Origin of the sequence: Thalassoglobus polymorphus, assembly GCF_007744255.1 — a bacterium.
In the GTDB taxonomy this organism is placed as follows: Bacteria; Planctomycetota; Planctomycetia; order Planctomycetales; family Planctomycetaceae; genus Thalassoglobus; species Thalassoglobus polymorphus.
On record NZ_CP036267.1, the window covers coordinates 3,852,692 to 3,876,432 of the forward strand.

A 23,741-nucleotide genomic window follows, 5' to 3' on the forward strand; every position below is an offset into this window, starting at 1 on the left:
CGCAAAAAAGGCCGAGCGGTATCTCACATCGCTCGGCCTTCATGCATTCATGGTAGGTGATTCAGATATTAACACACCCTTTCTCACGAGGTGGGTCTCAATCCCCCAGCTTCGGTTTCTCACGCCGAAGCAACTCAGTCACCAAAATAAGTCATTGCATTCCACGTGCCAATTCAAGCTCAAATTTCTTCAAGAATGCAACAAGCCCTTACAAAGACTGGAGTAAGAACATTTTTGCCCGAATCGGCACCAAGCTCCTCTCATCGATTCTTTGCAACAATTTCAAGGAATCGGAGCCGACTTTGCACTTTCTACCATGCGATTACTGCTTCGCTGCGTGTGCTGCTTCAACCATCTTGGCTGAAAATTTCGAAATTGCTTCCCCAAGTTGGTCAGCCGGAATCTCTCCATCCGCAACTTTCTGGAATTCTCGAACCAGTGCCGAGCCAACGATCACCCCTTCTGCCAAGCCTCGCAAAGGCTCAACATGCTCAGGCTGACTGATTCCAAATCCGACAGCCAAAGGCAAATCAGTCTCTTCTCGCAACCATTTCAACTGATGCAACAACGCATCAGCAACTTCACGTCTTTCTCCAGTCGTCCCGGCGACAGCGATGCAGTACACAAATCCGGAGCAACATTCGAGAATTTGCTTCACACGCGCGCGCGGAGTCGTCGGAGCGATAAGTTGAATTAGATCAAGCCCCTTTGATGTCACAGATTCAAAGACCTCTTTCGCCTCCGCTCCGGGGAGATCAGGAATAATCAGCCCTGAAACCCCTGATTTAACACACTGCTCCAGAAAGGAATCGAGCCCGACCCGAAAGACAATCGCGTAGCTGACCATTGCGACCAGCGGCGGAAGACCATCATCTTTCAACTCTGAAATAGAATCAAAAATCTCGTGAACCGTCACCTTGGCATCGAGTGATCGAGTGTATGACGCCTGAATCACCGGGCCATCGGCAATCGGATCGCTGTAGGGAAACCCAATTTCGATCAGGTCAACCTGAGCGGCCGCCAAACTCTTCAAAACCTCTTGAGTCCCAGCCAGATCGGGATCGCCAGCTGTAATGAAAGGCATGAACGCCATTTTTTCGTCTTGCTTCAACGTCGCAAAGACTTCAGATATTCGAGATCCCACAAAACACTCCCAACATCGAAAACCGATGAGCCAATACCAATGAACGTCGTCTAAGAATCTCTGACAAGATTATTGAAATCGAGATGACTGATGCGAGTTTCGATCACTTGATCAGATTTTACTAGAGCGAATAAATCTTTAATTAAAGTGCTGCAAACGAAGGCAAATCCAATTCTCCCCATCTCGTTCTGCTTCTTGGCGAGTGGTGATGATCTTCGCCAGCACGAGAAGAATCGAAAAAGTTCTAAACATCCATTTCAGTAAGACGTGCCACTTCGTTGATGTCTTTATCACCACGACCAGACAGGCAGACGACAACCACTTCGTCTTTTGACCGTTCCTTTGCAGCTTTCATGGCATGTGCCACAGCATGTGAACTCTCGATGGCTGGCAAGATTCCCTCCAGCTTCGCAACGAGCTGGAACGTTGCCAGTGCTTCGTCGTCTTGAGCGACGGTGTACTGAACGCGGCCAGAGTCTTTCCAGTAGCTGTGCTCAGGTCCGACTCCAGGATAGTCCAACCCTGCCGAGATCGAATGAACATCCTCAGTTTGCCCATCTTCATTCTGCATTACGTAGCTGTAGCTTCCGTGCAAAATACCAGGAGCCCCGTAAGTCAGCGTGCTGGCATGGTCGCCAGGTTTTGAGCCTCGACCGCCTGCTTCGACTCCGGTCAGCTTCACGTCATAGTCTTCAACAAACGGATAAAACATCCCCGCTGCGTTTGATCCACCACCGACGCAAGCAACAATTTCATCCGGGAGCCGGTCGAGTGATTCGATGCACTGCTCGCGGGTCTCTTTTCCAATGACTGACTGAAAGTCTCGAACAATCACCGGAAACGGATGCGGTCCTACGACCGAGCCCAGAATATAATGTGTCGTGTCAACACTCCCCATCCAGTCTCTCATCGCTTCGTTGATTGCATCCCGGAGAGTTTTTGAGCCCGATGAAACTCCTCGGACCTCAGCCCCCATATTGCGCATCAGGAAGACATTCAACTTTTGGCGTCGAATATCTTCTTCCCCCATATAGACCACACAGTCGAGTCCAAACCGCGCACATGCCGTAGCTGTGGCAACGCCATGCTGTCCGGCGCCGGTCTCAGCAATGACACGTTTTTTCCCCATCCGGAGCGTCAGCAACGCTTGCCCGATGGTATTGTTGATTTTGTGGGCTCCGGTATGGTTGAGATCTTCTCGCTTGAAGAAAATTTTCGCCCCGCCGCAGTGTTCGGTCAGTCTTTCAGCGAAGTAAAGCGGGCTGGCACGTCCCACGTATGTCTTCAAAAGATGGTCGAGCTGAGACTGAAAGTCTGGGTCTTTTTTTGCTCGCTCATACTCTTCAGACAATTGATCAAGAGCAGCCATCAGAGTTTCCGGGACGAATCGACGTCCAAATTCTCCAAATCGCCCCTGTTCGTCAGGAACACTTTTTGTCGCAGATGTCATTTCTCAAACTCACTAAGAGCTGATCCAAAAACCTGAATTTCATTTCCCAAACACTGAGGAAATTCAATGGGATAGAGGTTTCTGGATAGGGGCGAATCGTTCATCAATGCCAAAATCTCTCAATGCTCTCATTCTGTTGCACATCCACAAACATGTACAATTTCTGATCACACGTGACATTCATCACTCGAGATCGCACGAAGCTGTATGATTAACACGATCCATCAAGTATCGTGTTGGCAGGATGTCGTCACGTTTTGCGTGAACACTTCCTGAAAATCTCAACCTTATCGACATTATTCCGAGAAGAACGGAGGCGTCAACAAGGTGAGACCGAATTCCCGGGAAAGTTTTGATCTGATGACGAGAGTTGCCTTCAATTTGAACCAGACGCTTGAGATGTCCCTGAAAAGAGGGGTTGAAAACGAATCTCCTGAATCAGAGCAGTTGCCATGAGAGTCCTGATTACCGGATTTCCACCATTTCCGGGCTGTCCCATCAACCCAACTCAACAATTGGTGGACGCGATCAGAGACGATGCCATTGCTGTGAACGGAGTCCAATTTGTTTCCGAGCTTGTCCCGGTTGCATACCGAGGAGTCGAGGAAGTCTTCGATCGACTCATTTCCGAGATTCAACCATCGCTGGTTCTCGCGTTCGGCGTCGGCAGACATCAAAGCACTCTGCGGCTCGAAACTCTGGGCGTCAACCTGGACGATGCTTCGATTCAAGACAACGCGAGTGAACTCCGCCAGAACAAACCAATTGTCAAAGATGGTCCATCGGAAATTGCGAATCGACTCGACCTTGAACTCCTGGCCAAAGAATTGCTCAGAGCTGGAGTTCCCACTGAACTCAGTAACAATGCCGGACGGTACGTCTGTAACCATCTCCTGTACTATGCCAGTTACCGTCAATCACAAGTCGAGCCTGCTTACGATTTTCTTTTCACACATGTCCCCACTTTAGAGAACGGGTTCGATCTGGATTTGACGTTGAAGGGAATTGAAGTGATGATAAATTGGCATGAATGACAAACTCTGTCACCGAGACCTTAAACTCTGCCACCGAGACCTTGAATCGACAGCTTTCATCGATAGTGAATCGTACACGATCAGCCCGCGCTCTCCCCTGAACCTTCAGGGACAACCGTGTTAATGAGGAACAATGACTTCAGACAATGAGTTAAAATACTGGATGGGTTTCGATTTAGGTGGCACAAAGATGCTTGCCCAGATCTATGACGATAACTGGGAAGTCCTCGCCAAGGAAAAGAAGCGAACCAAGCCAGGAACGAGCGCCAAGCAGGGTGTCGACAGAATCATCGACACGATTCAGGATGCACTGAAAAAAGCGGACCTCACTCCAAAACAACTAAAAGGGATTGGAATTGGTTGTCCCGGTCCAATTGATATGGAGAAAGGAATCCTGCTCGACCTCCCGAACCTGGGATGGGAAGAGGTTCGACTTCAAGAGCAGGTTTCCAAAGAACTGGGTTGTCCTGTTGCCATCCTGAATGATGTCGATGCCGGAACATACGCTGAGTACAGAGTCGGAGCAGCGAAAGGAACCCGAACTGCAATCGCTGTCTTTGCTGGGACAGGAATCGGCGGAGGATGTATTTATCGGGGAGAAATTCTGCGCGGCTCACGCATCTCGGCATTTGAAATTGGTCACATTCAAGTGATGTCAAATGGTCCACGATGCGGTTGCGGACAACGAGGATGTCTGGAGTCAGTCGCGAGTCGGCTTGCAATTGCTGCGCAAGCCGCAAGAACTGCGTACCGAGGAGATGCCCCGAACCTCTTAGATAACTCTGGCGTTGACCTCTCCAAAATCCGCAGTGGAGCGTTGTCATCTTCGATCCAAAAAGGCGATCAGGCCGTCGAAGATATCATCTCCGAAGCTGCCCGCTATATTGGAATTGCTGTCGCCAGTTCGGTAAACCTGATTGGTCCAGAGATGGTTGTTCTAGGTGGCGGCTTGGTTGAAGCGATGCCAGAACTCTTCGTACCCCAAGTCAAGCGCTCAGCAAACAAACGTGTTATGCCAGCATATCGGGACAGTTTTGAAGTTGTCGCGGCAAAACTGGAAGATGACGCCGGCGTGTTAGGAGCCGCACTTTGGGCAGAGCACCAACTCTCCCCAACGAAAGAGGATTAAATTTTTTCGAAGCTGGACGAATCAGTCAGCCCGCAGCGTACTGATTGACTCCAACGTCGATTCCATTCATGATGCAGTTCTTAACAAAGTCGAAATAAGGACCTGCTCAAGATGAATCGTTTTGTTCTCGTTTCTTTGTGTGCCATCCTGAGCATGCAACTCACTTCAGTGTCGGCGCAGGGACCTGACCAGCCTAACTTTGTCATCATCTTCGCAGATGACCTCGGGTATGGTGACCTCGGATGTTACGGAAATCCGACGATTCGCACACCGAATCTGGACCGTATGGCTGCTGAGGGAATGCGATTCACGCAGTTCTATTCCGCATCATCAGTCTGCACTCCGAGTCGGGCCGCTTTGCTCACCGGGCGACTTCCGATTCGAAACGGAATGTGCAGCGACAAACGACGAGTTCTCTTTCCAAACTCCGGCGGAGGAATTCCCGCATCGGAAGTGACACTCGCTGAATCTCTTCAGGAAGAAGGCTACGCGACAGGCTGTTTCGGAAAATGGCATCTTGGACACCTGCCACAGTTCCTGCCAACGAACAATGGGTTCGACACTTACTTCGGCATTCCGTATTCCAACGACATGGACCGACTGAATGACGCCGCCCCAAAGGGACGTGGTGCCTTCCTGGAACCAAAGATCGAATACTGGAATGTTCCCATCATCCAGGATCTTGAAGTTGTAGAACGCCCTGCGGATCAAACAACGATCACTCGCCGTTACACCGAACACGCTGTGGACTTCATCAAGAAAAATAAAGAGCAACCATTCTTCGTCTACTTGCCACACTCACTCCCTCACATTCCGTTGTTTCGCGGTAAGGAGTTTGAAAACCACAGTGCCCGAGGACTGTATGGCGATGTCATTGAGGAAATTGACTGGTCCGTCGGCCAGGTTTTAAAAACACTTCAAGACGAAGGACTCGCCGAAAATACTTGTGTCTTTTTCACAAGTGATAATGGCCCATGGTTGATCTTTAATGAGCATGGCGGAACGGCAGGACTCCTGAAGGATGGCAAAGGCTGTACTTGGGAAGGTGGAATGAGAGAACCGGGAATCGCCTGGTGGCCGGGAAAAATTCCTGCCGGTCAGGTCTCCTTAGAACTTGCGAGTACAATGGACCTGTACACAACGTGCATCACCCTGGCAGGCGGGAAAATTCCTGATGACCGCATTGTTGATGGTCTCGACATCTCGCCCGTTCTTTTCGGCGAAGGGAAAAGCCCTCGCGAAACAATCTACTATTATCGTGGAACGGAATTGATGGCGGTGCGGCACCGGGAATGGAAAGCACACTATTACACGCAGGGAGCTTATGGTGCCGATGCCCGAAAACGCGAGAACCATGATGTCCCGCTCCTGTACAATCTCCATCATGATCCCAGTGAACGTTTTAACTTGAACAAAAAGCACCCTGAGGTTCTTGCGAAAATCGAAAAGCTTGTCAAAACACATCGCGAACAACTGAAAGCTCCAGCGTCGCAACTGGAGATTCCCCTCTAGAACACTTACGTGTTTCGTGTGCCCGAGGAGAGTGCTTTTGATGTAGAAGATCACTCATTTCCACGAGGCAGAAGGCGTACATCATTCCAGAACTGATCCTGAAACTTGAAATTGCCCGCTCTAACGTTGAGATAAGCAGCTATCCCAAAAGTTTTCGGACTGACTCTCAAATAGCTCTTGAAATAAGGAAATCATGGCAAGCAAGAAGGAGTCACTGACCAGCAAAAAAATGCTGACCGCAGATGAGAGTGAGAAGGACCGCCCCACTCACCCGATGCTGGTGCTGGTCGCCGGGTTTGTCTCTGCGATTCTGCTTTTCTTCTGCTGCGCATGCAGTGGTGCAATGTGGTGGTTTCGACCGGAGATCTATGAAGATCCCGACCGGGCCATGCAACTGACTCAAGAAATTGTCGAGATTCACATCCCTGACAGCTACCAACCGAAGGGAACCATTGAACTCAACGCAGCCTACTTGATGAGCATCCGAGGGGTTTATTACGAACGGTTTGCCGGCGATGGATTGTTGACGCTGATTGAAATCAACAGCCAGTTCCGGTCCGATGAGGACGTTCAACGACACATTCGAAAAACGTTAATGGAAAAAGGGGGCGGAGGGACACCGCTTGTTGTCGACGAATCCAAAACGGTCCGTCTCCCGATCGATATTCAGGGAGAAGAAGTCCTCTTCGTGTTTGAAGTCGGCCAAGATCCCCCTACGCGAAAAAAGTATCACCTCGTCGAAGGAGCCTTCCCCGGAAAAAACGGAGAAGTCCTACTCTCCATGCGAGTCAACGAAGACAATTGGGAAGAGTCCTCGATCCTTGAGATGATCCGTTCCATCGGTTCCTTACCCGGCGAGAATCAGGGAATGATCCTCAACCCAACTCCCGCAACTACGGAGTAGCACCCCGTGTGTGGTTGGACACTTAAAAGTCTCCGGCGAAAAATCAACTCTGTTTTGATGAGAAGAGCTTGATCCACCACTGCCCGCGAAGGACGCGTCTCATCCATAATTTCAGCGAGTGTAGACGCCGCAGTGCAGACCAGATTGAGGCTTGTGTATCGTTTGAGGACGAATTTCCAGTTGAATAATGATTGGAGATAACTTTAAATCGAAGGACTTTACTGCATCCAACGGTCAATGCACTCGGTCCGCAGAGCGGCCCCTACTTTCGCTAAGGGCATGGCGATCAATCTCGCATAAAAGGTCGGATCAGACTTCGGGCGGCTTCGACGCAGCGAAAGAACCAGATGGTTCCAATCAATGAAAAGATGACCAACACAAAGTAGAGCATTATCGTCGCTGCTGCGTTTCCCTGGTTTCTGACTGTGAATGCAGGAGCATCATGTATTGCGAATCCGACTAACGTAACAAGCACGATGATCCCGCCCTGATAAAACAGGTAGCTATCCATATATTCTGCGGTAGGCTGATCACCAAAATACGAACCGACTGACCGCAAAAATAAAACAAATAACAGATGACTTAATAACATGAGAACCAAAGCGCTGATCGACAGCACCATGAAGAGTCCCCCCTGCCGGATATTCCCACCGTTTATGATCGCTGAAAAGACAGTTTGAACGTTTATTGAATAGCAAATCACTGCCCCGAGAAATGTCGAGAGTGCTCCAATCATGAAATACCGCAAGCAATTCTCATTCGGAGCAGCGAGGCAGCAGCACCATCCGACCAGCAATCCTAAACCAGCTAAGGGAATCGTACCCATGAATAATAATGCTACGAACTGGGGGGCAATGATCGTCATGACAAAGAGCAATAGTATGTAGCCAGCACATATCAAAACGTGGAGCAAAGAAACCACTTCATCCATAACGAGTTTCAGACCAACGATACCAGTCAGCATGAGACAAACAGTTCCGGCTAGCATCCCCGCTTCAATCTCGAAAATGGCAGCGATCAATAAACAAATTAAAACGAGTGTCGCTGCCGCGATTCCAAGTGTAATCAAGCAGACTGCCATCGTCGAAATGGATATGAGACTCAAACCAAATCGGACATAATTCCATCCAGCAGGCAAGTTCTGCATTGTCCGTTTACGATTGGCGCCCAGATTCTTTTCTGCATTCGTTGCACTGGTTTCGTACCATGGAGCGAATTCGGAAGAGGAAGTGGTATCACTTGCATCTTCGTTGACGCGACGTTTCTTTTTTTTCTTGCGTCTTTTTGCAGGAGGAATGAGAACTGACTCGCTGCAACCAGGACAGGGAACAGTACGTCCCGTGTTCTTTTCTTTTGTACGTAATTCTCTCCCACACTTCGGGCATTCCAAAGTAATCTTGCGTGGTGGTTTTTCTGGCGTATCTTGCATATCAATATTGGCAGGCTTTCGAAAAATTAAGACTGAGTCCAGACTTGTTCAAGATGAAAGTTTTCTACAATATCATGATTCCACAATGCTTACCGGACGGGTGGCACGCAACGCCGTTAACCGTGTTTTCTGAATTGAAAGAAGTCTTGATGCGAATTGAGGTTATGGAGATTCTTTTGTTGCGAAGCGAAAGATCACCCACTCTCAACCCGAAAGGAATCGGGAATGTCGCATCAAGACCGGCACGCACGAAGCGTGCAACTCAATTCTGTCGATTTATCCAAAGCCTTGCAATGGCTGACGCGGGGTGTCGATTGGTCGGCGATTCGAATGCGCAAAGAAGCAACCTGGACACCACAGTGGCTGACCTGGATGGCGATTCTCTGGGCGTGGTCAAACGAAGCGACGTTGGGGGAACGCTTTCTCTGTGCGCAGCGACTCATCCAGGGACAGTAGGGTCTGCTGTGCCGACCAGATTTGGGCTGGTGTGTTTTGTTTGAGGGCGAATTTCGAGTTATATTCTGGTTGGAGTGAACTGTAAATCGATTGACCTTACTGCATCCAGCCGTCAAGGTATTCGGTTCACCTAGCAGACCTTATTTCCTGTTCTAATGCTCTTCAGCGTTTGCCTGTTGTTTCTCGCTCTTCTGAATTGATCCATCATCTTCTAGTGCTGGATCGTAGGGATGTTCTTTTTCCCATTCGTGCCAGAAATCTGCAGGGTGGACTTGTCGCCAGTTAGCTAGAGCAGATCCGACATGGCTGAAGAACGTGTATCGCTGTTTGATCTCGGCGCGGGTCCGTGACTTTGTCGTTGCCACAACCCAGTCAACCGCCTTTTTGATTTGCTCATCCGGGGGATGAAGATCCTTTGGAGCAATCGACAACCATTCCAGATGATGCCCTGTTGCGATCACTTTCTTATAAATATCTTCGTCGCTTGGATTGCTCACCGCCTCTGCTCCGTCCGGCCAATTTCCCGGCCATGAACCGTCAGGAAACTGACTGGCGATAATCAGATCTCGGACATCTTCAAGATGCGCGTATACCGTGTCGCGAACCGGATCACTGAGAATGTTTTCGAACTTGTCATCAAGACGAATCAAGAGCACCAGCGAATAAACGCGGTGAGTCCCGCTGCAAACGCCCAGTTCTTTTTGTCCGCGCATCAAACGTTTCGCCAACAGGTCGAACGAATACTTTCGACCGCCGTCCCCAACCCATTCATTGGTCGGAGCGATCCACAAACCGAAGGCCATGGCGGTCCACTCGACTTCGCGTTCATCAAGTCGGAAATCTCGTAGCGACTCCTGAACAACATCGTAAAGTGTATGGTCAGAACGCGACGGTCCATAGACCGGAGTATCCAATCTGGCTCCCGCTTCCGTTACGCAAGCAATTAGATGATCGTGATGATACGACGCACAAATTTCTTTTCCCCAGCGAACTCGGATTCCTGTCGGCTTCTCTTCGAGCAAGGGAAGATTTTTCATCCTCTCTCCCCAGGAATCAATATACACACTGTGGTCGGTCAAAAACCGAAGCATTTCTTGACCAGAGACTGCGTGCGGATTTTGAAACGTCGCCTTCACTCCCCAAGTCCGCAAGGCGTGCTCGATGTGGTTTGGCTTCATTTCAGTCTGATCAAAACGTGGTTGAATTTTCTCCAACACTGCCGCCAATGCTTCGTCAGAAACAAGATCCGGGCGATTATATTCCCGCTCGATTTGAACCGGCTCTTCACGCGGAATAGGAACGGGAACGAACGGTTCTTTCCCGAGAAACTGAACCTTCAGGTCAGTCCGAGCTTGTGAGTTACTGACAATCAACGCGATCGAGAATGCTCCCAGAACAAGAAGCTGCACGATACCGAATGTTTTGAACGTTGATTTCTTTTTCATTTGAGGATCTCAAAATTTGAGTCAGTGTTCAGCAGATGCAGAGTAATTCCAAACTCTGTCTGGATGATCTGCCTCGTGGCGAGCAGAACGTAAAGAGCAATCTTGACTTTGCTTTAAATCGGATTCTTACGCTCAAAAATTATTGTGGTGTTGGATTCGTAAGCCGTCTTCCATTTCGCGGTTTCCTGCTTGATTCGATCAACCAGTGCAGGATGCCTGCTCGGCCTCAAAACAATCGTGTTCACGCTGTAACGATCCATAATCGCTTGCCATGACGACGAACCATGCGACACGGCGTTGTAGTGCTCCCAGACTTCTTCAGGGATAAGATGCACGTGCGACGCAGCAAAGACCTGCAAGTCCTCTGGACCTGCCCAAAGAAGGTAATCTCCCCAGTCAAACGTGTTGTAAATCTGCCCTTGTGGTGGATGCTGCTTCAGGTATTTGGCAGCTTCGAGAGGTGTCGATCTGGAAACACTTTTCTCAAATCGCTTGCGAGATTCTTCTGGAGTCTTGGGGCCACCATGGAGGACTGCCCCTCCAAACGGTGTGTATGCAAAGAAGATCCACAACAGTCCCAAAATGGAAACGGAGTACAATCCGCCACGTTTCGGTGCAGGTGGTCGCGACTTCATCCAAACGCGCCAGACCGCTGCTGCGTGCAATCCAAAATAGTAGGCAGCGACAGGAGCCCACCAGACAATGATCCTCGAAGTCCACATTGCCCCCATTCCGAAGCCGACTAATAGCAGGACTTCCCCCGTCGTTACGCGACGCGGTGAGAGGCGGTACAGAGCGATTAAACTCAAAGCAAGGACTGCAGCCGCCTGACCTTGCTTCATTCGCAAAGTAAGTGGCTCCCACTCAATCACTCCGGCCATGTTCGGATGACCGGAAATCGAGAAGACTGCTGGATAAATTCCAATTCCGTATGGATTGAGCAAAGCCGCCGCGGCTGCGAGTTCAGTGAGAATAAACAACTGACGTGTCCGCGACTCTGCCAGGACCATCTTGACATTCTTAGTTCGACGCAGCACATCGATTGCGCGACCGACGGTCAACGCTCCGAGCGTCACAATGCCGATGATAAACGAGCCGTGAAGATTCGCCCAAACTGCGAAGATCGCTGGAATCGCAAGGTAATACCATATTCGCCAGCGGAAAGATGTCGCCATCGCCAGAACCGCAGCGAAGCACATCATCCCAGTCAGCTGAGGGCGGACGATTGCCAGTTGTTGGTAATCTGTCCAGTAGAACAGGAAGACTGCCAGCAATGAAATTGCGGCATGTTGAGTCCGAGCATAAAGCGAAAACGCCAGACAGCCAGCGACGAAAACAATCGACGAGGCATAAAGGAATTGAATCCCCGAAACCCCGAACTGTTCAATCGTAAGATAACCGATCAATTGGCTCAGCCAAGCTGTGTCGGTCAATGACATCCCTACCGAAAGAGGCATGAACGGTTCTGTTTTGGGAAGTGCACCGTGTGACCAGATCCATTCCCCATAGAGGAGATGTCCCCAGAAATCGGTATGCCACAAAGGCGAATAATTGAGCAGAACGAACAACGTCCCGAGCACTCCGATAATCAGTGTCACTGCACTGGAGGCTTTCAGCCCTTCGGGAGTACGGTCCTCCAAAAGAGCGAGATTCGGTTGTCCATCTTCAGTTTGGTATTGTCTGGTCACGGGAGTCTCTTCGACCGGATGTTGATCAACGTCTTCGATGACTGTACTCATGGGACGGAACTTATCATAAGAGAAAGCTTGAGACACCCTCAGTCTGCCGCAACCTGAGTTGCCTGGAAACAATCCGAATCCCCGAGGCGACTTCCTCAAATTGTGAGAAAGCCTTCACTGCATCGGTCACCGGACAGGTTCTTAAACCGCTCAACCATCAAGACAATCAAATCCATTAATCGCCCACATGGAATGGCATCAGAGCAAAGAGACTGTGTTCTACGACTCTAGATTTACTCGGACAGCGAAGTCGACCAAGAACTGAGAGAGCTCTGTTCACAACCAAAAAACCTGCCATCATTGCGGGTCACACGAATACTGACGAAACTTACGAATTGCACAACAACGACCAGTTTTAGCGATACGTCTCAAAAACACATCCTTTTTACGCTCCCCCGTAAACGAGAACAGAGGTGATCGACAGGCCGAAGCTAATGGTCGAGGGCTCGAGGGATGAGAGGACCGGGAGAAATTTCAACAGATTCAATAGCACCTTGACTCGAAACGCCGCTTTGCGATCTGATGACGATTTTCCGGGCAAACCAAGCCTTGTCACTTCTGAAAACTGACCCAAGATGCAAAACTTGGAGCTGTCAGAAGCACAGACCGGTTTCGCTGGAGACTTCAAGCGACCAGCAAAACAAATCAGGAACTTCCAATGTACGGCTCAATTCAACAGCATTTACAAAAACAACTCGAAGAGGTCCGCGAGCAGGGACTGGAAAAGCGAGAGCGCAAAATCCAGACGCCGCAGAACGCGCGTGTTCTCGTTGCCGAACAGGAAGTCTTGAATCTGTGCGCGAACAATTACCTGGGTTTGGCAGATCATCCAAGAATTGTGGCTGCCGCCAAGCAGGCTTTGGAAGAGTGGGGATTCGGGATGGCATCGGTCCGTTTCATCTGCGGAACGCAAACGATTCACCACCAGCTTGAACAAAAACTGTCCGATTTCCTCGGTATGGAAGAGACGATTCTTTATTCGTCCTGCTTCGATGCCAATGGCGGCCTGTTCGAAACGCTTCTCACAGACCAGGATGCTGTCATCTCTGATTCCTTGAATCACGCGAGCATTATTGATGGCATTCGTTTATGCAAAGCACAGCGTTTTCGGTACAAAAATAACGACATGCACGACCTTGAGGAGCAACTCAAACAGACCGAGTCGGCTCGCTTCAAGCTGATCGCCACAGACGGCGTCTTCTCGATGGATGGGTATTTCGCCAACCTGCAATCCGTCTGCGACTTAGCAGAAAAGTACGACGCGCTTGTCATGGTGGACGATTCCCACGCTGTCGGATTCGTCGGTGAAAACGGTCGCGGGACGCATGAACATTGCGACGTGATGGATCGGGTCGACATCATCACCGGAACACTCGGCAAAGCCCTCGGAGGTGCGAGCGGAGGATACACAGCTGGTCGCAAAGAAATAATTGACTGGTTGAGACAACGCTCACGTCCTTACCTGTTCTCGAATTCTCTCGCTCCTCCAATCGTGGCTGCTGCCATTGAAGCACTCGATTTCCTCAGCGAAGACAAATCTCAGATTCAAAAGCTCAAAGAGAACACGATTTTCTTCCGAACTGAAATCGAAAAACTCGGATTCACGGTCCTCCCCGGCGAGCATCCTATTGTCCCGATCATGCTCGGCGATGCCGCCTTGGCAAACAGCATGGCGGATGAACTCCTTAAACGAGGGGTTTACGTCACAGGCTTCTCGTTCCCCGTCGTCCCCAAAGGAGAGGCAAGAATCCGGACCCAAATGTCCGCTGCACACTCGCAAGAAGATTTGCAATTCGCCCTGAAGCAGTTCGCGGAAGTGAAAGCGGAACTCAAAATCTAAGTGATGCACCGGGACGAGTCCCGTTTCCATTGACGCAAGTTGTTCTTCACGAACATAAGAATCACCAATGCCTGTTATAGAGCAGTTTGTTCGACTGGATGCGCGTGAAGTCGATGCCCGTGAAGAACGCATTTCTCTCAAAAAATGCTGTTCGCCAAGAGGCAGAACCTGAACACCAACTCGAAAAATGCTCTCGTAGCGGTTGTGTCGATCCTGCTGTTTGTCTGGATGTTTCACATCAAAGCTTCATTCTCGGCTGATTCAGCTTCTGCAAATCCGGAAAAACTGGAAGCGTGACCAGAGGTTTGTCATCAATCGATGAAAGTCGGCCTGTTCGTTGGTTTCCAGCCTGAGTTATCATCGAAAACCAAACAGGGGAAGTTCGATGCTGGTTCGGTTTGACCTGGCTATCGGAGTTTGGATAATGAATCGATCTTTCTAGAACTGATCCTGAAACCTGCTGAGCTCTTTTCGTTCCATTGAAAAGGTTTCGCGACGAAGGTTTCCGGACAGGGACTCAAACATTCGACCAAGAATGGTTACAGAATGAAAATTCCATCTTACTTTGTGCTCACGACAGCGATCATCTTCACTCTTGCAGTCGATGCCCAAGCTCAGCTCACGCGAGGCTTTGATCGACAGATTCCTTCGACAGCATTGAACGCAGAAGTGGTTCGACAACCATCGCTGCAAGTGATGGAAGTGCAGATTAAACTGGTTCGCCTTGCCTGGCTTGATCCTGAAGATCCCAAAGCAAGCGATGCCAAGAAAACAGAAGTCTGGTACCTCGTCTGGCGTGCAATCAACCGACCTCTCCGCTCGCGTGAGGGAAGTGACACTCTCGCTGTGAACCAACTTGATCCTTTGCCAGGGCCGATGCAGTTTATCCCGCAGTTTACGCTCGTGACTTACGACGATCCCAACACAGAAATTCCAAACCAGATTCTCCCGGATCAAGTCTTGCCTGGCGCGATCAAGGAAATCGAGAAAATTGAACGAGTACCATTGAACAACTCTGTTTCAGTGATTCAGGACTTCCCGGAAGCGGTTGCAGAGGATGCCGAAAAGCAGCCTTGGATTTATGGAGTGGCGACCTGGAAGAACGTTGATCCAAAGACCGACCACTTCAAAATCATCATGACAGGCTTCTCAAACGGGTACGAGAACAAAGGGACAATTGAAGAGCCGGAAATCTGGCGTAAAGTTATCGTTCAACGATTCTATCGCCCCGGAGATGAATTCGACCCGACTTCAAAGGAGTTCCAGTTCAAAGGTGAGCCTGAATGGACTTACCAACCTGAGCGAGGGAAAGCTGCTCCCGTAGAAAATTAATACGAGGAATTGGATTCGTCGTCGGTCGCAGGGATATGCTTTGCGACCTCGACGAGAATCGGTTCGCCAGGTCCCCCCTCTTTGATGACCCGGAAGTGTAAGCCTTCCCAAACTGATTCATCCCCGACTTCAGGGAATCGCTCCAGAGATTCGTGCATTAACGCCACGATGGTCAGCAGCCTGTCTTCGTCCGGTTCGAAATCAATATTGAGCCATTGCGACAAATAGCGAAGTGTTGTCACCCCTTCGGCAATGATCTTCCCATCCTTCCGCCGTCGAACCGGTTCACGGTCCAAAAGACGTTTTGCCCTGCTTGATTCCGGATCGAGAAGTGTGTCGAGAATATCATCTTCCGTCATCACGCCGATCGATTCGCCATATTCATTGATCACCACAGCGATGCTAATCAGTTGAGACCGCAACTGGCCCAGAGATTCCGCGGCAGTCGCACACCAGGGAACATAAGTGACCGGTTCCGCCATCGCTTCCAGATCTCGCTCTGGAAGTGAACTGATCTCATCAAGTGGGATGGCTGAACTGATCGTGTCTCTGTCTTCCCCACCGATCAACAGATAGGCCGGCATCCGCGAATGATTGTGGATATCCTCAATGGTGATTGGGGACTGATATATTTCGTAAGTTCCACGCGGGCGCATCAGCTCTTCTGCAGTCATTTCTGAAAGATGCAGAATCCTCCCGAGGATTTTTTGTTCAAGCTGCACGAGTTCTGAACCAAGCTCAGAGGTCTCAATGGCTCTTTCGATATCATCCAGCTCCAGATAATGCTCGGCTTTCAGTTGCGGCCACATCGCCCTGCGTAATCCGCGAGTTGTTGCTCCCAGGACTGGCAGAATCGGAGCCAGAACACGCACGGCCCCAGAAAGCGGCCAACTCGCCCAGACAGCGATTGTCCTGCGGAATAATACAGCAAGGCTTTTCGGAGCGACTTCGCCGAACAGGATCATCACGAGGAGTGAAAGGAGACTGAAAGCTCCGGCCATCGTCGGAGCACCTGCTTCCACGAGCCGCTTAGCAGTCACCAGGCTGATGGAGAAGTAAGAGAGATTGATGACCAGATTCCAAAACAGAACAACCGTCAGAAGCTGGTCTGGCTGACGCATCAGTTTCGCAGCCTGTCGCGCACTTGATCCCCCTGAATGCAGCCGACGCAACTCTTCGCGGGAGAGATAAAATAATGCTGTCTCACTTCCCGAGAAAAAAGCCGACGCCAGAATGAGCATGCTCATCAGGAGCGCCCCAGGCAGCCACACGGAGACTGTCGCAAAAAGTTCGTTCATCCTCGATCAGTTGTCGTTCGCCCAAGAGCAACATCGAAGGCGCTCACTGCAGGGACTAGAATTGCAGTAATCGTGAAGCCGAACGGGAACAAAACCGCCATCAGCACAGCGGCTGTATTTCCCAGTAAAAAGCTGACAATGGCATAGAACGTCATGAACGGCAGGATCAATCCGCAGATCGACAAAGCAGTCGAAGGATTTTTATGCGTCAGCGACATCCACAAGCCCAGGCTGCCCCCTCCGATGAAAGCAATAAATGGAACAAATTGCATCTCGAATGAGCTACGTGCTTCGACAATCAAAATCATGCAGACAAAAATTCCGATGAACAGAAAGAAGACGGTCCCCAAACTGTTCAAGATCGCTGATCGCGAGTTTTCAAAGGACAAGCCAGAATGAATTCCGAGCGCTGTGGCGAACAGGACCAGTGTCAGGTTTCCGATAATGATAAAGATGAGCGACTCCATATTCATCTCGCCGCGCATCCAGGACATCGCCACAAACAAAAACGGGACGAGAATCACTTCTTTCATATTGAAGAGAACACCACCCATCTTACCGAAGATGAATTCTTTGGCTGTGACCTCAGTGACGAGCAGGAGTTCCAGAGTCTGGCCGTCACGCTCGGAAGTTAAGGAGGTCACCGCCTGAGCGTTGATCAAAATGAATGAGATCAGAGAAAGCAGGGTAAACGCCAAGCCGGGCGCAGAGATAATGCCCAGCATGAACGTGGTCTCTTCTGGAATCTGCCGCAGCCAGAAGATGCAAGCCACAGCGAACGCAAAGTACGCTCCCTTGATGAGTCCGACTTTTTTTCCGTAGGCCTGTGTACAAATCTCTCGCCAGATAATTGGCGACTCCCAGATCGTGCGTGAATCGCGAACGTGCGATGGTTCTTTTCCGCTCTCCTCACTCGTCTTCTCAACTGCACTTGATTCTTCAGATTTGATGAAGATCGTGCGGGGCGGGTTCCAGACTCGAACCCGTAAACAGGTCCAGATCGAAATACCGGATGCCAGCAAAAACAGCCCTGTGACTGCTGGCCATGCTTGAACAGCCGGGATCACAACGTTCGGCTGGCTTGTAAGCGGATTAAGAATGTCACCAAGTGCACGAAACGGATTGAGAGCACCAGCGATCATGGCTAGTGACGAGCTTTCTCCTCCAAGAAAACCGACCGCCTCGACAGCCCCCAGAAAGAGCCCTGCCCCCATTAATGTGATGGCGATGATCTGAAATGTTTTCTCTTTCCAGTAAGCGACGAGCGTCCCCCAACTCCCGGCTGCCAATGCGGTGACAAAACAGAGGGCCTCAAACCAGACAACTTGTTCGAAAGTCACTCCTCCCAGCTGAGTCAGTAATGTGAAGATCGGAATAGAGACCAGAATCATCACGAAGATCGGCAGCAAGCTGGCGATCGCTTTCCCGATTACGAGTTCGCTGGACCTCAAATCTGTCATTAACAGCAGAATTAGAGTGCGGCGATCTTTTTCTTGAGCCACGCTTCCTGCAGTAAAAAGCAATGATGTCCCCAGAACAACAACCAGTTGCACAAAGCTGAGCAGGTTGAAGATGAAGACGCCAAAACGGGAAATATCGCCTAAACCACGCGGCGGAGCGAGCGCAAAGGTCGCCTGCGCACCTGTGAACACCAGAATCGTCAGGGCTGCCGCATAGCCAGCTCTGATCCCGAAGTGCTTCGGTTTTCGTGGGTCAGTTGTGAGTTCACGGGTGACAAGTGGTCCAGCAAGCAACGCAATCTCCGCGAGGACTGGGTTATCGAATTGAAATTTCAGAATGCGAAGTATAAACGCTGACGACGAAAGTGGCTATGAGGGGAAGTGCAAATTTTATGCGAAGGTGCTGATGTTGAGGTGTCGAATTCGTTGAAAGTCCCAGGTCCGATCCGTAAAGTGTACGTGTGTTATTTGTGTCACAATCTTTTTTTCATTGAGAACAGTGACTCTTCTGCCCCGAATTCGGGACAGATCCCGCATTTATACTTTTTCGTTTCTTTGTATCGGAGCATCCGCTCCTGTTCACGAACAACCTAGAGGAACTGATGTCAGATTCTGTAATCGAAATCCGCAACCTCTCGAAAGTTTATCGAGACTTCTGGGGACGCTCTAAAGTCAAGGCTCTCAATTCCTTAAGCCTGGATGTCAAACGTGGCGAAATTTTTGGTCTGCTGGGGCCAAATGGATCAGGGAAAACGACAACCTTGAAACTTCTGCTGGGGCTCCTGTTCCCATCTGAAGGTCAGGTTCGAATTCTGGGTCAGCCTGCACATGACGTCGAAAAGAACGAACGGATCGGATACCTGCCGGAAGAATCATATCTATATCGCTTCTTGAATGCGGATGAGACGCTCGAGTTTTATGGGCGGTTATTCAAGATGTCGAAAGCGGAACGTCGGAAACGAAGTGACGAGCTCATTAAACGGGTCGGCTTGGATCAAGCACGGCGGCGACAGCTCAAAGAGTATTCAAAAGGGATGACGCGACGAATCGGATTAGCTCAAGCCCTGATCAACGATCCGGAACTTGTCCTTCTTGATGAACCGACCAGTGGACTCGACCCACTCGGAACACGGGACATGAAAGACATGATCCTCAAGCTTCGGGACGAGGGAAAAACTGTCGTCATGTGCAGCCACCTGCTGGCAGATGTCCAGGATGTGTGCGACCGAATTGCGATCCTCTTCCGCGGTGAGTTGAAGGTGATCGGAAATGTTCAGGAACTGCTGTCATCAAACGATGAGACTCAACTGCTCACAAGCACTTTGAGTGAAGAAGCAATTCGTGATGTCAAAGAAACACTGAAAAAACATGGAGCGGACGTGAAAAACATTTCTCATCCGACTTCGACTTTGGAAGACCTCTTCTTACGAACTGTTGCTGAGAGTGAAGCACGACCAGGACGTCGGTTTGAACCGGGCGAACGTCCAACGAGCGAAAGCGCTTAAAGTCTCGCTTCGTGTCGTTAAAATTCTCTCCATACAATAATTCGGACTGAGGTAATCATGTCTATTGAACCACCATCCTTTGACGTTGCCGCAGCGTTATTGAATTGGGTTATCGCAATTGTGGCATGTTCGATCATCGGCCTGGCAGCCGGTTTCGCTGGATCGCTTGCATATCGAGGGACGTCCGGTCCTCGTGTGTTCTGGAATACACTAAAGCGTGGATTCCGTGATTTAACACGTCTTTCACTCAGTCGCATTGGAGCCATTGCATCGCTGACGATCAAAGAAGCGATCAGCCGGAAAGCCTTTGTTATTGGCTTGCTGTTCCTCCTGCTGTTCATGTTCGGCGGCTGGTTTCTTTCCAGTTCCGACGCAGAAAAGCCCGCTCTTCCGTACATCACTTTCGTAATGACCATCATGTACTTCTTGCTGAACCTGATGGCGATTTTGATTTCCTGCTGGGGACTTCCGGCAGATATCAAAGCGAAATCAATGCATACCGTCGTGACGAAACCGGTTCGCCGAAGTGAAATTGTGATCGGTCGAATCGTTGGATATTCCGGTGTCGTTTTGTCGGTGCTCGCCGTCACTTCGATCTTCGGGTACGTTTGGATTCAACGACAGGTTCCGCAACAGGCGAAAGATCAACTGATCGCGCGTGTGCCAGCCTATGGAAGTCTTTCCTTCCTGACACGCACCGGTCAACCTTCTGAGACAGGCACAAATGTTGGAGACATCTGGGAATACCGGGGTTACATTGAAGGACTCTCGAAGGCGCGGGCCATCTGGAAGTTTGACAACCTCGATACAGCCGAGCTGAGAAAACGTGGAGAGATTCGCTTTGAGCAAAAGTTTGAAGCATTCCGAACATACAAGGGCGATATTGAAGAGCAGACTCGATATCAAATCACCCTCGTCAATCCGACCACAAAATTGCGGGTCCCGATTGAAAAATCCTACCCTGTGGCAGAACACAAACAGGACCCGGAACTCTCAGTCGTCGTAATTCCGGGCGAAATTGAATATCAGGAGAGCTACGAAGTCGGAGCAAATGCGAAGGTCGCGAATCTGTTCGATGACCTTATCGACAACGGCTCATTAACCGTTGAAGTCGCTTGTATCGACGATCAACAGTATATCGGTTGCGCCGAAGGGGATCTCTTCGTTCGAATGGAAGACCGATCCTTCCTCTCCTCCTACCTGAAGGCAAATATCGGCTTGGCGTTTATGCTGGTTCTGGTCGTCTCGATTGGAACGACATCGAGCTGTTTCGTGAAAGGTCCCGTCTCAACATTACTCACAGGCTCCATGATCATCATGGGAAATGTGATCTACGAATTCGTCAATGAAGCAGTCAAACAGCAGCAAGAAAGACAGGACGGCAAGGTCATTGGTGGAGGGATGTTGGAGTCGATTTACCGGCTTGTCACCGGAATGAATCAAACATCCCCCCTTCCCGACAACCTCGGAATTGCGAAAGATATTATAGAGAGGCTCGATCAGACGGTCTTCAACATCCTGTTTGTTGTGCGTTCTGTCATTCCCGATTTCACTTTTTTCAGCATGAACAAATACACAGCTAACGGGTATGACGTCCCTTGGACAGGAGCGTTGCTACCAAGCATTTTGATTACTCTCGGTTTTTTATTCCCATTAATTATTCTTGGTTATTTTAGTCTTCAATTACGGGAGCTTGAGCACAAATGAGCAAACTTACTGTTCAGCAGCGAAAGCTGCTTTATGCCGGAGTTGCTTTGTTAGCACTCATTCCGGTTTTGTTCCTGGGTCCTCCTTCGACCCCGGCGGTCCTGAAAGAAGACGGAACAAGAAACGAAGGCTCTCGCGGAGGTACTTTGGCCCAATTGCGTACTGAGTACGAATTGGGAGAGTCCAGCCTCGGTGATGTCGACCCAACCAGTGCCTCGTGGAACCTGGTTCTGCTGGGGATGCGCGGAGTTGCCGCGAGTTGGTTATGGCAGAAAGCCGACCACTACCGGACCACGAAAAACTTCAACCAACTCGCCGAAACGGTTGAGTCCATCATCCTTTTACAGCCGCACTTTAAGGCTGTCTGGGAGTACCAGGCATGGAACTTGACCTACAACGTCTCTGCCGAGTGCGACGACGTCAAAGATCGTTACCACTGGGTGAAGCGCGGGGCAAAGTTCATGATTCGAGGAACTGAACGAAACAAGAAAGTTCCGGAATTACAGTTCAGCACCGGTCAGTTCTTTGGAACAAAGATCGGCGTCGCTGACGAAAAAGAAGTCTACCGTCAATTCTTTCTAAGCGACCCGAACGTTGAGATCTGGGGCGGGGGACCTGATGAGACCATCAACCCCAAAGGAATCGACAACTACTTAGTCGCCCGTGAGTGGTACCTCAAAGCGAACGACACACTGGAACTGCCAAATGTGGAGCAGCATCGTATGGATCAGGCCTTGTTTGTGGCCTACCCCTATCGTTGCCTGATGGAATACGCACGCTTCCATCAACAGGACGGAGTGGCGGACCAGCTCGATGAAATCGAGACACTCAACCTCGAGCCCGAAGAGGAACTTGCTCGACGTGAAAATGTCTACAAGCAATGGGCGAACGAAAGCCAGAAAAACTGGAGCGACGCCTATCGCGAGTGGACCGACATCTACGGACGGAAGCGAATCGAATCGAGCGGTGGTGGCACGATTATCCTCGAATACGACAACAACGTCCTCGAGCAACTCGCCGAGGAAGACAACATGACGCTCGCCGACAAGCAAAAATGGCAAAACATGTATCGCAAGACGACATCTTACGATAAATGGAAACGCCATTGCGAAATCGAACGTCGTGACGAGATGACTCGAGCCCGCTATCACCTCACTGAAGGTCGCCGGTTATACCGTAACGTGCAGGACTTCGAAGGTGCGAAAAAGTACCTTGAAGAAGGGATGGCACTACTCGATTCAGTCATTCAACAGTATGTCGCAGAAGATGGCAGTAATGTCATGCTGGTTGATGAACCGGATACCGTTGAAGATTCGATCAAGGCGATCTTGATGTGGCAAGCGGTTCTTGAACTCCTCGGAGAACCAGTTCCGGAGGATTTCCCACTCAAGCAAGTTTGGGAGAATCCAGAATATCAAACTATTCGAGAAGATCTCACCGACCGCTTCCTGCTTTGGCAAGGTGGTTAATCGGTACGCAGACGACTATGAGAACCAGTCCGAAAACCTCTGGGATAGTCGCTTTCCTCAACGTTTGAGAGAGCAATTTGAAGTTTCAGAATCAGTTCAAGAACTGATTCTAGATATTTTTCAGGGGAGTGAGTTCGAGCGAACTGCTCGAACTTCTTCCCGTGATGAACTCGTCTCTCTAAGAAAATAGCTGTTCACCACGAGGGAGAACCTGAAAACTCACTTGATAGATGCTTCAGCCAAAACGTCCCCGGTGCAGATCGGGGACGTTTTTTTATTGATTGGCTCAATTCCTGCGTAGAAAGTTCATGAATACACAGTCTTGTGATTTCTGGCAGCGTCGTGACTCCTGACAGCGTTGTGATTTCTGGCAGCGTTGCGATTTCTAACTGACGCAACAGAAAATCGTGCCTGCCTGTTTGAGTCTTGTTGAATTCGTCGATACACTTAGTGTTTGCGATGAGTCATTGTGAAGAAGTGTCTTCAAAACTGAGCACATCCTCGTTCTCAGACGATGTTGTGACACAGACGCAGCTATCGCTGGCAATGACCTGAATACCGTTTTGTGAGACGTTTTATGTTGGGTATGTTTGGACTTGGAACTCCTGAATTAATCATCCTCGCGGTGATCGTGCTGCTTCTATTTGGCAGTCGACTCCCGTCAGCGATGAAGAGCTTGGGAATGTCTGTCAATTCCTTCAAAAAGGGCATGGAAGAAACAGACGAGGACGACAAAAAAGACCCTGACCACATCGACTCCTGAGTCGGCACTCACACCATGACTCGCCCTGAATCTCGCCACGAAAAGACCTTGGTCGTTCTGGTCTCGTGACGAATGCAAGATACCAAGACTTCCCCCCCCCGCGGTTCTTTCACATTAACGCTCAC

At 49.9% G+C, this 23,741-nt stretch carries 18 protein-coding genes; 11 read left to right on the forward strand and 7 right to left on the reverse strand.

From position 1 onward, the window contains the following. Nucleotides 1–322 precede the first annotated feature (322 nt). Nucleotides 323–1,144, reverse strand: a complete 822-nt coding sequence (gene trpA, locus Mal48_RS13835) for a tryptophan synthase subunit alpha (RefSeq protein ID WP_145200488.1) — start codon at nt 1,142–1,144, stop codon at nt 323–325. A gap of 244 nt (nt 1,145–1,388) precedes the next feature. Continuing rightward, on the reverse strand, nt 1,389–2,594 hold the full coding sequence (trpB, locus tag Mal48_RS13840; RefSeq protein ID WP_145200492.1) for a tryptophan synthase subunit beta: 1,206 nt from the start codon (nt 2,592–2,594) through the stop codon (nt 1,389–1,391). A gap of 452 nt (nt 2,595–3,046) precedes the next feature. Between trpB and Mal48_RS13845 the strand changes: the two genes are divergently transcribed. From Mal48_RS13845 to Mal48_RS13860, 4 genes are all read left to right on the forward strand, one after another. After that, a complete protein-coding gene (locus Mal48_RS13845) occupies nt 3,047–3,628 on the forward strand; it encodes a pyroglutamyl-peptidase I family protein (protein WP_145200495.1) in 582 nt (193 codons plus the stop codon). 133 nt (nt 3,629–3,761) lie between these two features. Continuing rightward, complete coding sequence (locus Mal48_RS13850) at nt 3,762–4,757, forward strand: ROK family protein (protein ID WP_145200498.1); 996 nt, start codon at nt 3,762–3,764, stop codon at nt 4,755–4,757. Nucleotides 4,758–4,868: 111 nt separating this feature from the next. Beyond that, complete coding sequence (locus Mal48_RS13855; RefSeq protein WP_145200502.1) at nt 4,869–6,269, forward strand: sulfatase family protein; 1,401 nt, start codon at nt 4,869–4,871, stop codon at nt 6,267–6,269. A 193-nt stretch (nt 6,270–6,462) separates the two neighbouring features. After that, complete coding sequence (locus tag Mal48_RS13860; RefSeq protein ID WP_145200505.1) at nt 6,463–7,173, forward strand: hypothetical protein; 711 nt, start codon at nt 6,463–6,465, stop codon at nt 7,171–7,173. 286 nt (nt 7,174–7,459) lie between these two features. Here the strand turns inward: Mal48_RS13860 and Mal48_RS13865 are convergent, their stop codons facing one another. Then, nucleotides 7,460–8,602: a hypothetical protein gene (locus Mal48_RS13865; RefSeq protein WP_145200508.1), complete on the reverse strand. Its 1,143-nt coding sequence runs from the start codon at nt 8,600–8,602 to the stop codon at nt 7,460–7,462. Between the two features lie 225 nt (nt 8,603–8,827). Between Mal48_RS13865 and Mal48_RS13870 the strand changes: the two genes are divergently transcribed. Beyond that, a complete protein-coding gene (locus Mal48_RS13870) occupies nt 8,828–9,058 on the forward strand; it encodes a hypothetical protein (RefSeq protein WP_145200511.1) in 231 nt (76 codons plus the stop codon). A 152-nt stretch (nt 9,059–9,210) separates the two neighbouring features. On the opposite strand, the gene Mal48_RS13875 is transcribed toward Mal48_RS13870, so the two are convergent. Continuing rightward, entirely contained in the window at nt 9,211–10,503 is a 1,293-nt protein-coding gene (locus Mal48_RS13875) for a hypothetical protein (protein ID WP_197441704.1), read from the reverse strand. 113 nt (nt 10,504–10,616) lie between these two features. After that, nucleotides 10,617–12,242: a hypothetical protein gene (locus tag Mal48_RS13880; protein WP_145200514.1), complete on the reverse strand. Its 1,626-nt coding sequence runs from the start codon at nt 12,240–12,242 to the stop codon at nt 10,617–10,619. Nucleotides 12,243–12,900: 658 nt separating this feature from the next. On the opposite strand from Mal48_RS13880, the gene Mal48_RS13885 reads away from it, so the two are divergent. Continuing rightward, nucleotides 12,901–14,082: a glycine C-acetyltransferase gene (locus tag Mal48_RS13885; RefSeq protein ID WP_145200516.1), complete on the forward strand. Its 1,182-nt coding sequence runs from the start codon at nt 12,901–12,903 to the stop codon at nt 14,080–14,082. A gap of 546 nt (nt 14,083–14,628) precedes the next feature. Beyond that, nucleotides 14,629–15,414 carry a hypothetical protein gene (locus tag Mal48_RS13890; RefSeq protein ID WP_145200519.1) on the forward strand — a complete coding sequence of 262 codons (786 nt, stop codon included), beginning with the start codon at nt 14,629–14,631 and terminating at the stop codon, nt 15,412–15,414. Here Mal48_RS13890 and Mal48_RS13895 read toward each other — a convergent pair. Beyond that, complete coding sequence (locus Mal48_RS13895; RefSeq protein WP_145200522.1) at nt 15,411–16,712, reverse strand: CNNM domain-containing protein; 1,302 nt, start codon at nt 16,710–16,712, stop codon at nt 15,411–15,413. The genes Mal48_RS13890 and Mal48_RS13895 overlap by 4 nt on opposite strands. Continuing rightward, a complete protein-coding gene (locus tag Mal48_RS13900; protein WP_145200525.1) occupies nt 16,709–18,466 on the reverse strand; it encodes an ABC transporter permease subunit in 1,758 nt (585 codons plus the stop codon). The genes Mal48_RS13895 and Mal48_RS13900 overlap by 4 nt, the downstream gene beginning before the upstream one ends. Nucleotides 18,467–18,774: 308 nt before the next feature. Here Mal48_RS13900 and Mal48_RS13905 point away from each other — a divergent pair, with 308 nt between their 5' ends. The 4 genes from Mal48_RS13905 (at nt 18,775) to Mal48_RS13920 (ending at nt 23,616) form a co-directional block, all read left to right on the forward strand. Next, nucleotides 18,775–19,677: an ABC transporter ATP-binding protein gene (locus Mal48_RS13905; RefSeq protein ID WP_145200528.1), complete on the forward strand. Its 903-nt coding sequence runs from the start codon at nt 18,775–18,777 to the stop codon at nt 19,675–19,677. Nucleotides 19,678–19,734: 57 nt separating this feature from the next. Next, the gene (locus Mal48_RS13910; protein WP_145200531.1) at nt 19,735–21,384 is read left to right on the forward strand and encodes an ABC-2 transporter permease; all 1,650 of its coding nucleotides are present in this window, start codon (nt 19,735–19,737) and stop codon (nt 21,382–21,384) included. Continuing rightward, complete coding sequence (locus Mal48_RS13915; RefSeq protein WP_145200534.1) at nt 21,381–22,853, forward strand: hypothetical protein; 1,473 nt, start codon at nt 21,381–21,383, stop codon at nt 22,851–22,853. The genes Mal48_RS13910 and Mal48_RS13915 overlap by 4 nt, the downstream gene beginning before the upstream one ends. Nucleotides 22,854–23,430: 577 nt before the next feature. Then, nucleotides 23,431–23,616: a Sec-independent protein translocase subunit TatA/TatB gene (locus Mal48_RS13920; RefSeq protein WP_145200537.1), complete on the forward strand. Its 186-nt coding sequence runs from the start codon at nt 23,431–23,433 to the stop codon at nt 23,614–23,616. The last annotated feature ends 125 nt before the right edge of the window (nt 23,617–23,741 follow it).

Coding starts and splice junctions, on each gene's coding strand:
- trpB (WP_145200492.1), bottom strand. CDS start 2,594: ATGACATCTGCGACAAAAAGTGTTCCTGACGAACAGGGGCGATTTGGA.
- Mal48_RS13845 (WP_145200495.1), top strand. CDS start 3,047: ATGAGAGTCCTGATTACCGGATTTCCACCATTTCCGGGCTGTCCCATC.
- Mal48_RS13850 (WP_145200498.1), top strand. CDS start 3,762: ATGACTTCAGACAATGAGTTAAAATACTGGATGGGTTTCGATTTAGGT.
- Mal48_RS13855 (WP_145200502.1), top strand. CDS start 4,869: ATGAATCGTTTTGTTCTCGTTTCTTTGTGTGCCATCCTGAGCATGCAA.
- Mal48_RS13860 (WP_145200505.1), top strand. CDS start 6,463: ATGGCAAGCAAGAAGGAGTCACTGACCAGCAAAAAAATGCTGACCGCA.
- Mal48_RS13865 (WP_145200508.1), bottom strand. CDS start 8,602: ATGCAAGATACGCCAGAAAAACCACCACGCAAGATTACTTTGGAATGC.
- Mal48_RS13870 (WP_145200511.1), top strand. CDS start 8,828: ATGTCGCATCAAGACCGGCACGCACGAAGCGTGCAACTCAATTCTGTC.
- Mal48_RS13875 (WP_197441704.1), bottom strand. CDS start 10,503: ATGAAAAAGAAATCAACGTTCAAAACATTCGGTATCGTGCAGCTTCTT.
- Mal48_RS13880 (WP_145200514.1), bottom strand. CDS start 12,242: ATGAGTACAGTCATCGAAGACGTTGATCAACATCCGGTCGAAGAGACT.
- Mal48_RS13885 (WP_145200516.1), top strand. CDS start 12,901: ATGTACGGCTCAATTCAACAGCATTTACAAAAACAACTCGAAGAGGTC.
- Mal48_RS13890 (WP_145200519.1), top strand. CDS start 14,629: ATGAAAATTCCATCTTACTTTGTGCTCACGACAGCGATCATCTTCACT.
- Mal48_RS13895 (WP_145200522.1), bottom strand. CDS start 16,712: ATGAACGAACTTTTTGCGACAGTCTCCGTGTGGCTGCCTGGGGCGCTC.
- Mal48_RS13905 (WP_145200528.1), top strand. CDS start 18,775: ATGTCAGATTCTGTAATCGAAATCCGCAACCTCTCGAAAGTTTATCGA.
- Mal48_RS13910 (WP_145200531.1), top strand. CDS start 19,735: ATGTCTATTGAACCACCATCCTTTGACGTTGCCGCAGCGTTATTGAAT.
- Mal48_RS13915 (WP_145200534.1), top strand. CDS start 21,381: ATGAGCAAACTTACTGTTCAGCAGCGAAAGCTGCTTTATGCCGGAGTT.
- Mal48_RS13920 (WP_145200537.1), top strand. CDS start 23,431: ATGTTGGGTATGTTTGGACTTGGAACTCCTGAATTAATCATCCTCGCG.